The sequence below is a fragment of the Amycolatopsis sp. NPDC051061 genome (assembly GCF_040682935.1).
Taxonomy (GTDB): domain Bacteria; phylum Actinomycetota; class Actinomycetes; order Mycobacteriales; family Pseudonocardiaceae; genus Amycolatopsis.
Genome location: NZ_JBFBBZ010000003.1, coordinates 133710 through 146720, shown reverse-complemented (window position 1 = coordinate 146720; position 13011 = coordinate 133710). Strand labels below are relative to the sequence as shown.

At 71.4% G+C, this 13011-nt stretch carries 14 protein-coding genes; 5 read left to right on the top strand and 9 right to left on the bottom strand.

The annotated features are described in order from the left end of the window. Positions 1-90 precede the first annotated feature (90 nt). Entirely contained in the window at positions 91-1338 is a 1248-nt protein-coding gene (locus AB0N03_RS05390; RefSeq protein ID WP_364365765.1) for a hypothetical protein, read from the top strand. A 20-nt stretch (positions 1339-1358) separates the two neighbouring features. On the opposite strand, the gene AB0N03_RS05385 is transcribed toward AB0N03_RS05390, so the two are convergent. Then, entirely contained in the window at positions 1359-2366 is a 1008-nt protein-coding gene (locus AB0N03_RS05385; protein ID WP_364365762.1) for a LacI family DNA-binding transcriptional regulator, read from the bottom strand. A gap of 180 nt (positions 2367-2546) precedes the next feature. Between AB0N03_RS05385 and AB0N03_RS05380 the strand changes: the two genes are divergently transcribed. Both AB0N03_RS05380 and AB0N03_RS05375 read left to right on the top strand, forming a co-directional pair. Next, positions 2547-3527 (top strand): hypothetical protein, encoded by a 981-nt coding sequence (locus AB0N03_RS05380; RefSeq protein ID WP_364365759.1) that lies wholly within the window; start codon positions 2547-2549, stop codon positions 3525-3527. Between the two features lie 21 nt (positions 3528-3548). Further along, entirely contained in the window at positions 3549-4727 is a 1179-nt protein-coding gene (locus AB0N03_RS05375; RefSeq protein ID WP_364365756.1) for a CaiB/BaiF CoA-transferase family protein, read from the top strand. On the opposite strand, the gene AB0N03_RS05370 is transcribed toward AB0N03_RS05375, so the two are convergent. Beyond that, a complete protein-coding gene (locus tag AB0N03_RS05370) occupies positions 4712-5170 on the bottom strand; it encodes a GNAT family N-acetyltransferase (RefSeq protein WP_364365754.1) in 459 nt (152 codons plus the stop codon). The two genes, AB0N03_RS05375 and AB0N03_RS05370, sit on opposite strands and share 16 nt — an antisense overlap. A gap of 4 nt (positions 5171-5174) precedes the next feature. Further along, on the bottom strand, positions 5175-5930 hold the full coding sequence (locus AB0N03_RS05365) for a CoA ester lyase (RefSeq protein WP_364365751.1): 756 nt from the start codon (positions 5928-5930) through the stop codon (positions 5175-5177). A gap of 113 nt (positions 5931-6043) precedes the next feature. Between AB0N03_RS05365 and AB0N03_RS05360 the strand changes: the two genes are divergently transcribed. Together AB0N03_RS05360 and AB0N03_RS05355 are read left to right on the top strand one after the other, a co-directional pair. After that, complete coding sequence (locus AB0N03_RS05360) at positions 6044-6685, top strand: NAD-dependent epimerase/dehydratase family protein (RefSeq protein WP_364365748.1); 642 nt, start codon at positions 6044-6046, stop codon at positions 6683-6685. 96 nt (positions 6686-6781) lie between these two features. After that, the gene (locus AB0N03_RS05355; RefSeq protein ID WP_364365746.1) at positions 6782-6964 is read left to right on the top strand and encodes a hypothetical protein; all 183 of its coding nucleotides are present in this window, start codon (positions 6782-6784) and stop codon (positions 6962-6964) included. Positions 6965-7039: 75 nt separating this feature from the next. Here the strand turns inward: AB0N03_RS05355 and AB0N03_RS05350 are convergent, their stop codons facing one another. From AB0N03_RS05350 to AB0N03_RS05325, 6 genes are all read right to left on the bottom strand, one after another. Further along, entirely contained in the window at positions 7040-7666 is a 627-nt protein-coding gene (locus AB0N03_RS05350; protein ID WP_364365743.1) for a GntR family transcriptional regulator, read from the bottom strand. Further along, positions 7666-8328, bottom strand: coding sequence for an HAD family hydrolase (locus AB0N03_RS05345; protein ID WP_364365741.1), 663 nt, complete (start codon positions 8326-8328; stop codon positions 7666-7668). Before AB0N03_RS05345 ends, AB0N03_RS05350 begins: the two co-directional genes overlap by 1 nt. Before the next feature lie 20 nt (positions 8329-8348). After that, positions 8349-9200, bottom strand: a complete 852-nt coding sequence (locus tag AB0N03_RS05340; RefSeq protein WP_364365738.1) for a LysR substrate-binding domain-containing protein — start codon at positions 9198-9200, stop codon at positions 8349-8351. A gap of 138 nt (positions 9201-9338) precedes the next feature. Further along, entirely contained in the window at positions 9339-9707 is a 369-nt protein-coding gene (locus tag AB0N03_RS05335) for a DoxX family protein (protein WP_364365735.1), read from the bottom strand. Between the two features lie 60 nt (positions 9708-9767). Next, positions 9768-12068, bottom strand: a complete 2301-nt coding sequence (locus tag AB0N03_RS05330) for a glycoside hydrolase N-terminal domain-containing protein (protein WP_364365732.1) — start codon at positions 12066-12068, stop codon at positions 9768-9770. A gap of 113 nt (positions 12069-12181) precedes the next feature. Further along, positions 12182-12946 (bottom strand): NAD(P)H-binding protein, encoded by a 765-nt coding sequence (locus tag AB0N03_RS05325; RefSeq protein ID WP_364365729.1) that lies wholly within the window; start codon positions 12944-12946, stop codon positions 12182-12184. Positions 12947-13011: the final 65 nt, after the last annotated feature.

Here is a 13011-nt window from a genome sequence, read left to right as displayed (position 1 = left end):
GCCGCGGCACTGCCCGGCGGCGCTGTCGCTCCCCGGCCGAGCGACCTTCGACCGCTGTTCTCGGCGACCGAAATCCGGGGGGGCTGGGGCATGGTGCGAGCGAAGCCAGGGGAAGGCTCGCTCCTCGAGCGCGCGTTCACACCCGTCGTCACCGTGGTGCGGAAGGCCCGGCAGCCCGCCGGCCGGCTGGTCACCGCCGTCCGGAAACCGGCCATCCTGTCGCCGACCGGACCCGTGAGCGTGCGCCGGGAAGTGCTCTGCCTGGTCCTGATCCCGTCCGCGACGGTCGGCCTGGTCTGCCTGCTGGCGTGGTCGTCAGGCGTCGCGTACCACCCCGGCTGCCACAGCACCGCCAACTTCCTGGCCAGCCTCTTCTACCAGCCCACGATCGGGTCGACCTGCCAGTCCGTCCCGTTCCTCTCCGACGTCCCCGCCATCATGCTGTCGTTCTGCTGCCCGTTCGCCCTGGTGACCTACAAGCTGCTCCGGCGGCGGCTCGCGGCCCTGCAGGGGGCGCTCGTCCGGACCGGCCTGCTCAGGGAACAGGGTTCCCAGGACACGATCTCGGCCGGGATCCTGCGGCTGGAACGCTCGATCGACCTGACGCCATCGCGGCGGCTGGCCCTGTCCGCCGTCTCCGCCGCGATGGTGACCTGGCTCTACTGGCGCAACCTCAAGGCCGGGCACCTGTTCAACACACTCGAAACGCCCGGCCCGAACGGGACGACGAACGCCGCGCAGCTGCGGGACAGCTGGTGGGCGAACTACCACCACCACTTCTTCCTCGCGGTCGTCTGCATCCTGATCGGTTCGGTCGGTGTCTACTACGCGTGGCGGGCGGGCTGGTTGTACGTGCGGCTCGGCGCCGTCCTCTACGCCACGCGGAAGTCGTCCGCGGACGGGCTGCCGGTCAGCTACGTGCCCCGCTGGCGGGACCGCAGCTACGGGTGGAGCCCGGTGACCGGTGTCCTGATGCTGATCTACCTGTCGACGGTGAGCCTGGCGATCGCGATGGTGGCCATCTTCGACATCCTCCGCAACGAGTCGTGGACCCTCGTCATCGCCGTGATCTTCGCGCTGATCGGGGTCCTGTCCAACACGGTGATGATCCTGACGTCCTTCTTCCGGATGGTCGGCATGCACGAGTCGGTCGAGAAGCGGCTGCGGGCCACCCTGGTGGCGAGGGACTCCGGGCTGACCAGTGAGGAGTACGTGATCGCGGCGTCCGAGCTCACGGTGTGGCGCAGTATCCCGGTGGCCAGCTTCAGCGGCAGCATCATCAAGATCCTGCCCGGCTTGTACGCCCTCTTCCAGTTCTCCAGGGCGTTCCTGAAGTAGTCCGCGGGGCGAATGCATCCTCAGGCGACCGTCGCGATCGTCTCCCCCGCCACCGGCGGGCACGTGAGCAGCCGGTGCGGCGGCGGCTCGCCCGAGCCCGGCTCGACCAGCGACGCCAGCAGCCGCACCGCCGCGCGGCCCAGCGCCCGGCGCGGGACCTCGAACCCGCTGATCACCGGCCCCGCCGTCCCGCCGGGGGGCCGCCCCAGGACCGCCAGCGACACGTCGCCCGGCACCGAGACCCCAGCCCCGCCCAGGGCCCGCCGGGTCGCGTGGAACACCGCGCCCGTGTCGGTCTCCTCGACCACCAGCGCCGTCACGCCGTCGTCGAGCCACCCGCGGACCGAAGCCGGATCGAGGTCCGAACCGTCGGTGCGGGTCACCGCCAGGGACATCCCGGCGTCGGCCGCCGCCGCGCGCACGCCGCGTTCGCGGTCACCCGACGAAGGCGCGTCGTCCGGCTCGCGCAGGTACCGCACGCGCGAGTGGCCGGCCCGCGCCAGCCGCGTGATCACCTCGGCCGAAGCGGACACGTAATCCGCGCCCACGTGCGGGATGCGGCCGCCCAGCTCGGTGCGGCGTCCGATGTGGACGATCGGGAACCCGGCGGCGAGCAGGTCGGCGATCGCGTCCACCGGGACGTGCCGGCCGAGGAACAGGCAGCCGTCCGCCAGCCTGGTGCGGCGGATCCGGTCCGGCGCCGCGCTCGAGGCCGTGAACATGATCAGGTCCTTGCCGAGTGCCGCCGCCTCCGCTTCGACGCCGGCCAGGATCGGGTAGTACACGTCGGCGATGTCCGGGAAGGCCGGCGTGAACGTGTACACGCCCAGGAGGTTGTTGCGCGTGGACGCCAGCCGGGACGACACCGGGTCGGGGACGTAGCCCAGCCGTTCGGCCGCCTCCAGGACCCGCAGCCGCGTCCGTTCCGAGAGGCGGACCCCGGTGCGGTTGCCGCCCAGCACCACCGACACCGTCGCCTGCGAAACCCCGGCCACGCGGGCGATGTCGGCCTGCCGGACCTTGCCCATCGCCACCTCGCTCGGAGTCAGCTGATCCGATTCAGAGTGCAAGCCGCTCCGAGCCCGGTCAACCGTTTTGCCCGAAACTCCAGCAAACCTGTCCCCACCGTACTAATACGTATTACTCCATTGACCCGGCCGTCGGGCGCGTGTCACCGTCGCCGGACACGAGACCTCGAAGGAGCGGTCATGACCCTCACCCGACGCGGCCTGCTGGCCGGCGCGGCCGCGCTCGGCGCGAGCGCGCTGATCCCGGCGCCCGCCATCGCCGCACCGGCCGGCTTCCCCGACTACCGGTACCAGCGGCTCGCGCTCGTCAAGAGCAAGCTGCGCTACAACCCGACCGGCGAGCTGATCTTCCCGTGCATCCGCGGCACCCAGGGCCGCATCCCGGACGCGCTCGGCGCGTACTACCTCTACTACGCGCCCCACGACGCGCCGGGCGGGGTCTGCCTGGCCTACGCGAACTCCCTCGACGAGGAGTTCACCGAATACGCGGGCAACCCGATCATCAAGAACTCCTGGCCCGGCGAGTACTCCGTCAGCCACGTCTCCTCGCCGCACGCCCTGTGGAACGACGACGTCGACCGGATCTACCTGTACTTCCACGGCGAGAACACCGTCACGCGCCTGGCCAGCTCCGCCGACGGCATCCACTTCACCTACGAGAAGGAAGTGCTGTCGACCCGGCTGCAGCCCGCCGGCACCACCGAGACGTCCTACGCGCGGGTGTTCCGCCAAGACCTGCCGGCGAAGAACGCCCGCTACGTCATGGTCTTCATGCTCAACAACACCACGAACCACCGTGACATCGGCTGGGGCTGGTCGCCGGACGCGCTGAACTGGACGTTCTCCCAGACGCCGCTGGTGCGCCACACCGACGTCGGGGCGAACGACATCGGCGGCCCGCACCTGCTGTACCGCAACAACAGCACGTACGTCGTCTACAACACCGACATCGCGCACGGCGGGAAGCTGATGATCACCGAGGTCGGCAACGACTTCGCGAAGCGGAACCACCTCGGGACGTTCCACACCCCGCTCGCCGGCGCCCCGGACAACGGCCGGTCCGCGGCGCCGAGCTTCGGCACCTACCAGGGCCGCGAGTACATGATCTACGAAGCCGGCGAGCGGCTCGCTGGGAACATCGCCATCGCCCGCGCGGTCTGACCCGGGTGGCAGGATGCGGCCATGCGCTCTCTGCCCCTCGACGGCGTCACGGTCGTGTCCTGCGAACAGGCGGTCGCCGCGCCGCTGGCCACCCGGCACCTGGCCGACCTCGGGGCCCGGGTGCTCAAGATCGAGCGGCCGGGCAGCGGCGATTTCGCCCGCGCCTACGACGAAACCGTGCACGGCCAGTCCAGCCACTTCGTGTGGCTGAACCGCTCCAAGGAGAGCGTCACGCTCGACCTGAAGAGCGACGCGGCGGCGCCGGTCATGGCGGCCTTGCTCGACCGGGCCGACGTGTTCGTGCAGAACTTCGCCCCCGGCGTCGCGGAGCGGCTCGGCCTCGGGGCGGCTTCGCTGCGCGCCACCCGGCCCCGGCTGATCACGTGCTCGGTGTCGGGCTACGGCTCGAGCGGCCCGTACCGCGACGCGAAGGCGTACGACTTGCTCATCCAGTCGGAAGCCGGCCTGGTCTCGGTGACGGGGTCCGAGACCGAGCCGGCGAAGAGCGGCATCCCGGCGGCGGACATCGGCGCCGGGATGTACGCGTTCTCCGGCATCCTTTCGGCGCTCTACGACCGCGAGCGCACCGGGCACGGCACCGAGCTGGAGATCAGCCTGTTCGACTCGCTGGTCGAGTGGATGGGGTTCCCGCTCACCTACGCGGGCTACGGCGGCACGCCCCCGCCGCGGACCGGCACGAGCCACCCGGCGATCGCGCCCTACGGCACCTTCGCCGCGGGCGACGGGACCGAGCTGGTGCTGGCGGTGCAGAACGAGCGCGAGTGGGCGGCGTTCTGCGAGCACGCCGTCGAACGGCCGGAGTGGGTGACCGACGAGCGGTTCGCGACGGGCAGTGCGCGCGTGGCCCACCGCGCGGCGCTGGAGCAGGAGATCGACGCCATCTTCGCGCGGCTGACCGGCACCGAGCTGGAAGCGCGGCTGAGCGCGGGCCGGATCGCGCACGCACGCCGCCGCGAGCTGCCCGACGTCTTGACGCACCCCCAGCTCACGGCGCGCGACCGCTTCGCGGACGTCTCGACACCGGGTGGCCCGATCCGGGCGACGCTGCCACCGATCACGGTGCCCGGCCGTGCGCCGCGGATGGATCCGGTACCGGCGCTGGGCGAGCACACGGACGCGGTGCTGACGGAGTTCGGCTTCGACGCAGAAGCGCTGCGGCGAGGTCAGGGCGGCGGGTAGCGCAGGGCGATCTTGTGTTCCCGCGGACGGCCGGTCTCGACGAAACCGATCCGTTCGTAGAAGATCTTCGCACGCTTGTTGACGTCGAGGATTTCGAGCACGACGGCTTGGCCGCGCGACGCCGCTTCGGTGACCAGGCTCAGGACGACGTGCCCGCCGAAGCCGCGGCCCTGGTACACCGGATCCAGCTCGATCCGGCCGAGGACGACGTCGGTCCCGGTGTCTTCGACCGTCAGCGCGCCGGCGTCGTGGCCGTCGACGGTGATGATCTGCGTGTGCTCCGCGTCGAAGTACTTCTCGTGGTGCTCGCGTTGCGCCGGCTCGTCCCATCCCCAGATCGCCTCGACGTACTCGCCGAGCGCGCTGCGGTGCAGCTGGAAGCAGAACTCGTCGTCGCCGGACCTGAGCCGGCGCAGCGCGACCTTGTGCGTCTTGCGGACCATGCCGTCATTCTCCCAGGATGCGCCGGGCCCGGGCGAGCACCGGCTTGTCCACCATCCTACCGTCCACAGTGGACGTCGACTCGCCCGCCGCGAGGACGCTGCGGGCCCACTCCCGCTCGGCGTCCGTCGGCTCGAAGCCGGCGCGGACCGGTGCGATCTGCCTCGGGTGGATGCACAGCTTGCCGCCGAAGCCCAGCCGGCGCGCGTAGCGGACGTCGGTCTCGAGCCGTTCGTCGTCGCGCAGGTCCGTGGTGACGCCGTCCACCGGCGGCGCCAGCCCCGCGGCCGCCGACGCGATCACCAGCCGCGAGCGCGCGTAGGCGAACGGCTCCGGGTCTTCGGGCGCGACCCCGAGTTCCGCGGCCAGGTCGACGCTGCCGAACGCCAGGCGCGTCACCGACGGGACGGCGGCCAGCTCACCGGCGCGTTCGACGCCTCGCGCCGTTTCGACGAGGGCCATGACGTCGCGAAACCCGGCGAGCGCCCCGGGCGTCTCGGCCTTCGGGACGACCACCGGGATGCCGCGGGCGGTGACGAGGGCCGCGTCGGCGGCGAACCACGGCGTGCCCGGCGCGTTGATCCGGACCATGGCTTCGTGGTCCTCGAGCCAGGTCTCGACGTGGGCGCGCGCGGCGTCCTTGTCCGCCGCGGCGACGGCGTCTTCGAGGTCCAGGAGCACGACGTCGGCACTGCTCGCCGCGGCCTTGCCGAAGCGGTCGGGGCGGTCGCCGGGCACGAACAGGAACGTCGTCGCGGGCACGGCGCCAGCGTAATGCTCTGCGGGTATCACAGCGACCGGAAAGGGCCTTGGACGCGGCGTCCCACACCGCCGAGAGTCGGAAGGGAACCACCACGACCACGAAAGGTCCCACGATGAAGGTCTTCCTGACGGGCGGCTCCGGGTACGTCGGCCGTCCGACGGTCCGGGCGCTCAGGCGGCACGGTCACGAGGTCGGCGCCCTGGCGCGCAGCGACGCTTCGGCGCGGGTGCTCACCTCGTTGGGTGCGTCTCCGGTCCGCGGCGACCTGACCGCCACCGACGTCCTGCGCGAGGCCGCCGCGGCCGCCGACGGCGTGATCCACCTCGGCCAGCACTACGGCGACGACACGGCGGAGGTCGACCTCGCGGCGGCGGAGGCGCTGCAGTCGGGCCTCGGCGGCGGGCTCATCGAGGCGTTCTTCGGCGCCCCGGTGCCCCTGATCGGCAACGGTGCCAACCGTTGGGCGCTGGTGCACGCCGCCGACCTCGCCGAGCTGTACGTGCTGGCGTTGCACGCGCCGCCGAAGTCGGTGTACGCGGGGGTGAGCGGGCAGAACGTGCGGCTCGCGGACATCGTCTCGGCGCTCGCTGCCGGAGGCCCGATCGCGCACCTCACGCTCGCCGAGGCGGTGGCGCGGATGGGTCCGATCGCGGAGGCGTTCGCGCTGGACCAGCGGCTGACCCCGGCCCGGGCGCGGCGCGAGCTGGGCTGGGAGCCCCGCCACCTGGACGCCTTGGCGGAGCTGCGCGGGTAAGGGATCGGGGTGGACGAAGTGCGTGATCGCCCGATGCGGCGGCGGTTCCCTCAGGACGAACGTGGGGTTCCTCGGACGACTTAGGTGAGGAAAACCATGCGAGGCGACTGGATCTACGACTGGGTGAAGGTGGAGATGGAGTACCGCGCGGGGCCGCCGCCGGTCCACCGGCGGCGCGAACTTCACCGGGCACCGCGGCAGTGGGCGGTGTTGTGGGCGGGGCTGTTCACGAGCCACCGAGCCGAGGTACGGCACGGCAGCTCCGCGGCCGGCTGCTGAACCAAGGGGTGAGGCGGGCGGATCGCGGGAACGGATCGCCGGGATCCGCCCGGCCGGCCACACCCCGTTTCGGGGTCAAAGGCCGAGCAACCCACTCCGCGCGCGCTCCAGGTGATCGCGCATCTCCGCCTCCGCGCTCGCCGGATTGCCCGAAGCGATCGCCGCCAGCAGCCGCCGGTGCTCCACCGCCAGCTCGGCCGGATCCGGGTACGACCCCCGCAACCGCGCCAGGCACAGCTGCATCTCCTCCTGCAGCGGCGGATAGATCCGGCGCAACCGCACGCTCCCCGCCGCGGCGACCAGCGCCAGGTGGAACGCCGTGTGCGCCTCCACCCGCTCGCTCCAGCCCGCCCCCGGCGGCAACGCCTCCAGCACCGACAGCGCTGCCCACACCCCATCCAGAGAACGCCCGGCGAGCAGCCGCACCGCCGTCAGCTCCAGGGGCAGGCGGACCGTGAACAGGTCACGCACGTCGTCGTCCGTCAGCATCGGGACCCGCAGCGGGCGACCGTCGGCTCGCTCCACCAGGTGCCGGGCGACCAGCTCCTGCAACGCCGATCGCACCGTCGGACGCGCCACCCCGAACGTCGTCGCCAGGCCCTGCTCGGTCAAGGGCGTCCCTGGGGCAAGCCCGCCGCTGAGGATCTGGCGGCGCACCTCCGCCACCAGCGCGTCGCGGGTATTCGTCGTCTGCAGCACCATCAGGACGCGTGCACCCGCTCCACCGTCGCCACCAGGTCGTCCAGGCCGGGCAGCACCGCGTCGGCGATCGACGGGTCGTGCGGCTCGGCGTGCCGGTTGATCCAGACGCGCCGGATGTCCAGTGCCCGCGCCGGCACCATGTCGTGGAAGTGGCTCTGCGCGATGTGCACCCAGTTCTCCCGGGTCGCCTCGAAGGAAGAAGCGAAACGCGTGAAGTGCGCGTGGCCCGGCTTGTACGAACCGACGTCCTCGGCCGTCACGATCGCGTCGATCGGCACGACGAGCCGCCGCTGGGTCTCGCCGATGAGGTCGCGGTCGCAGTTCGTCAGCAGTGCGAGCCGCCAGCCCGCTTCGCGCAACGCCGTCAGCGCCGGCCGGACGTCCGGGAACACCGGCCAGTACGGCAGCCCGGTGCCGAGCACGGACGCGTCGTCGGGCACCAGCTCGACGCCCGCTTCCGCCGCGGTCCGCCGCAGCGACTCCGCGAGCACCTCCCGGTACCGCCGCACTGGTTGGCCGGTCTGCACCTGCGGTTCGATCCGGTTGTAGACCTCCAGCAGCTCCGCGCCCCGCCCGGGGAACAGCAGCTCGATCCCGGTGGCGATGCCGTGGCGCCAGTCCACCAGCGTGCCGAAACAGTCGAACGTAGCCCAGCGAGTCATACCGTCAGACTGCTATACGGTTATACCGAACGCAAGAGCTCGGCGAACGCGAAGATGAGGGGTGACCTCCGCGCCGCGACCCACGCCAGGCACACGTCGTTCGGCGGCAGATCCTCGACCAGCAAGTGCGCGACGTCGGAACGCGAGTAGTACTCGGACGTCGACCGCGGGATCACCGCGATCCCGCGCCCGGCGGCCACGTGCTCCAGCTTCTCCTCGACGCTCCGGAACTCCCGCCACCGCGAAGCCGTCCCGTCCCGCACCTCCACCGCGATGTCGCGCCACTCCGGCACCGCGTCCGGATCGTTGAGCAGGTGCTCGTCGGCCAGATCCCCGACGCGCACCGACTCCTTGCCGGCCAGCCGGTGGTCCGCCCGCAGGACCACCATCCGCGGCTCGGAGAACAGCGGCCGCAGGCTCAGCCCGCGCCGATCCACCGGCAGGCGGACCACGCTGACGTCCGCGCGGCCGTCGTGGAGCACTTCGACCTGGTCGTCCCACGTCGTGCGGAGCAGCTCCACCGACACGTCCGGATACCGCGACGAAAGCGAGCGGACCGCGTCGGTGACCGTGATTCCCGGCATGAACGCCACGGTGAACGTCCCGCGCGCCGCCGTGGCGACCCGCCGCCGCAGGGCCGACGCCGAGGCGAGCAGCGGACGCGCGTCTTCCAGCAGCTGACGGCCCGCCTCGGTCAGCGACGTGGATCGGTTGTCCCGCACGAACAACTGCGCGCGCAGCTCGCCTTCGAGGGCCCGGATCTGGCGCGAGAGCACCGGCTGCGCGATGTGCAGCCGCGCGGCGGCCCGCCCGAAGTGCAGTTCTTCGGCGACCGCGACGAAGTACCGCAGCTTGCGCAGATCGACGTCCACTCCGGCCTCCCTGAGACCTCCAGGGTATTACGCGTGCGCGCCGAGGAACTTCGTCAGCGCCGGGTTCACCTCGTCACGACGACCGGGCCGTCGCCACCGTGGTCCGTATACCCGGGGAGCGTTCCTCCGAACGAGCTTTCAGCCGGCGAACCGGCCCACCGCGACGAACACCGCCAGCACCAGCAGCACGACGTTCATCGGCAGCGCCTTGGTCTCCTTGCGCCGCCCGTGCACGATGATCGCTCCGATCTGGATCACCGCCAGCCCGGTCGCGGCCAGCGGGGTCAGCACTGGCGCGATGTCGAGCGCCCACGGCAGGATCAGGCCGATCGCCGCGAGGATCTCGATCCCGCCGATCGCCTTCACCGCCGCCCCGGAGAAGTCCGCCGTCCACCCCATGTTGGGGTTCTCCAGCAGCTTCTCGCGCGGGGTGGCGAGCTTCATGCCGCCGGCGAAGACGTACAGCACGGCTTGGAAACCCGCGGCGATCCACAGGGCGATGTTCACGGTTACTCCTGGGGTCCGGAAAGATGATTGAACACTACATCAGTTTCCGGAGACTACTCCTCAACTTGGCTGGACCGTGACCGATTGGCCGGGCCGCAACGAGAGCGTGCGACGCCAGCCGCCGGCGCGCACCTCGGTCCGGGTCCCGCCGACGCTCCGGATCACCGCCCGCGTCACCTTCCCGGCGCGCCACGACAGGTCGACCTCGAAGCCGCCGCGCGCGCCGATGCCCGTCACCCGGCCCGACCGGGCCCACGCCGCGGGCAGTGCCGGGAGCAGTTCGAGGACCCCTGGCCGCGAGTAGACGAGCATCTCCGCCATCGCCGCCGGGGCGCCGAGGTTCGCGTCGATCTGGAAGATCGTGTAGCTGCCCTGGCTGTACATGTCGAAGAAGTTCGGCGCGGTGCCGTTGCCGTTGGCGACCGACGGCCGCAGCACCGTGAGCAGCAGCTGGTACGCCTTCTCGGCGTCCTTGAGCCGCGCCCAGCACGCCGACCGCCACGCGCACGCCCAGCCGTAGCTGTCCATCCCGCGCGCGACCAGCAGCGCCCGCACGCCCTCGAGCAGCTCCGGAGGCGAAGTGTCGGCCGTGATCCGGTCGCCCGGGAAGAAGCCGATCAGCGGGGACAGGTGCCGGTGGGTCGTCTCGCCGAGGTTGTCCGGCGACATCCACTCCTCGAGCCAGCCGGTCGTGGGGCTCACCTTCGGCAGGTAGAGCTTCTTCTGCAGCCCGGCGATCCGGTCGCCGTACGCGCGATCGCGGCCCAGGATCGTGACGGCTTCGCGGTAGTGGGCGAACAGGTCCCAGACGATCTCCTGCGAGTAGGTGTTGCCCAGGGTGTCCTGCGGCCCGTGCTCGGGCGACCAGTCGTGGTCGTCGACGAGCACTTCGCGGCCGTCGACGGTCATCGGGACCAGCCGCGCCTCCCAGAACTCAGCCGCGCCCTCGAGCAGCGGGTAGATCCGCGCGAGGTAGGCCTTGTCCTGGGTGAACGCGTAGTGGTCCCACAGCGAGTTGCACAGCCACGCGTTGCCGGCGGGGTGCCACCACCAGCCGGAGCCGCCGTAGATGTTGGTCGAGAACGCGATCGCCCAACCGGCGATCTTGCCGCTGGTGTTCCGGAACCGGTTGCGCGGGTCGTTGAACAGGCGTTTCGTGCTGTCCGTCCACACGGGAAGCTGCGCGAGGCAGTAGTCGGCCAGGGCAGTGAAGCTCCCGGGCAGCGCCGCGCGGTCGGCCAGCCAGTAGTTCATCTGGAGGTTGATGTCGGTGTGGTAGTCGCTCATCCAGTCGGGCGTGTTGTTGTTCTGCCACAGCCCTTGCAGACCCATCGGCAGCCCGCCGCGCGAGCCGGTGATCGTGAGGTACCGCCCGAACTGCAGGTAGCTCGCCTCCAGCTCGGGGTCCGGCGTGGCGGGATCGTCGTGGCGGGCCAGCAGCCGCGACCACGTGTCCAGCGCCCGCTTGGCCGGCGGCGACTGGCCCAGGTCGACGGCCATCCGGTCGTAGAGCCGCCGGTAGTCGGTGACGTGCGTGCCCAGCAGCGCCCCTCCCCCGGCGCGCCGGGCCTTCGACGCCTTCTGCTTCGCCAGCGCCAGGGGGTCGAGCGAGGCGTCGAGGAACTTCCGGGCCGCGTCGGGCACGTAGTTGGTGCCACCGCTGAGCACGATGACGACTTCGCGGCTCCCGCTGAACGTCACGTCACCGACCGCGGCGCACGCGTACCTCAGGCCGTTGTCGAAGGTGCCGGTGAACGCCGACGCGCCGGACATGGTCTCGCCGCGGGTGGGCTCCAGCGAGACCGAGCCGGTGACAGTCCCGCCGCTCAGCCGGATCACCACGACGTCGTCGGGGTGACTCGCGAAGTACTCGCGGCGGTACCGCACACCCTGGTGCCGGTAGGTGATCACGACCAGGCCGTTGCTGAGGTCGAGCGTACGGCGGTAGTCCGTCACGCCGGTGTGCGCGGGCACGGAGATCCGCACCTTCGCCAGCAGGCCGAGGGTGCCGAACTTCTCGCGCTCGTACGGGAACTGGCCGTCGTCCTCGAGGACTTGGTTGGCGCCGCCGGTCCACAGTGACGCGTCGGCCAGGTACAGGAAGTCGGCGGCCGGGTCACCGCCGACGAGGGCACCGATCCGACCATTGCCGATCGGCAGGCCTTGCTCGATGATCTTGTCCTCGGCGGCGGGCGCCGGGTACCACAGCGTCGTCGCCCGGCCGTCGGGGACGGGCTCCGCGTCAGCCGGTCGGAGGACATCCGCGTTTGCGGTGAAAGGAGGAACGCCACTGAAGGCGACTCCGGCGCCGACCGCGCCACCGAGCTTGAGGAAGGTACGACGAGAAGGAGGGTTCGACATGTCGGATCCGTTCGGCGTTGACGGCGGGGACCGGCGCGTAGCTCACCAAACATATGACCTATCCGGATCCAAGGTCAAGATTCTTCGTAATTAATCCGAATACATCCGAGCGGTCAGCGCTTCCGGTAGCGCAGGACGCCCGCGTCGGCCTGCTCGGCCAGGTACTGCCGGAAGGTGATCTCGCCGTCGAGGTGCTCCGGCGCCAGGTGACCGCCGCCGGCGTAGGCCCGGAACGTCTCCCCCGGCACCCTCACGGACACGATCTTCCGGCGCCGGCCGCTCGCTTCCGCGACCGCCTGCGCCAGCTCGGCCGCCGCGAGGATCTCCGGACCGCCGAAGTCGGCCACGCGGCCGGCCGGGTCGCCCAGCGCGAGGTCCGCCAGCCGCCCGGCGACGTCCCGGACGTCGACCGGCTGGAACGACAGCCGTGGGACGGGCAGCACCGGCAGCCGGGACGCGCCGGCGAAGAGCGTCCGGACGAGCGCGTGGAACTGCGTGGCTCGCTGGATCGTGTACGGCAACCCTGAAGCCGCGAGGAACTCCTCGGTTTCGAGCTTGCTGCGGTAGTAGCCGAGCGGGACGCGGTCGACGCCGACGATCGAGACGTAGACCAGGTGCGGGCCGCCCGCCCAGCGCGCCGCCTCGACCAGCGTCCGCGCGAAGTCCGTTTCGCGGCCGAAGAAGTCGGTGGCGCAGTGCACGACGACGTCCACCCCGGCCACCGCGCTGTCGATGCCGCGCCCGGTCCGCAGGTCGCCGGGCACGACGTCCGGGCCGGCCTTGCGGCTGAGCACGCGGACGTCCTCCCCCGCCGCGCGCAGGCGTTCCACGACCGGCCTGCCGAGTTGTCCGGTGCCACCGGTGACCAGGATCCGCACGAGCCGCCTCCCGCCGTGAAGCCGTCAAGGCCACCTTACGGGCGACAGACACCCGTGAGGTGGCC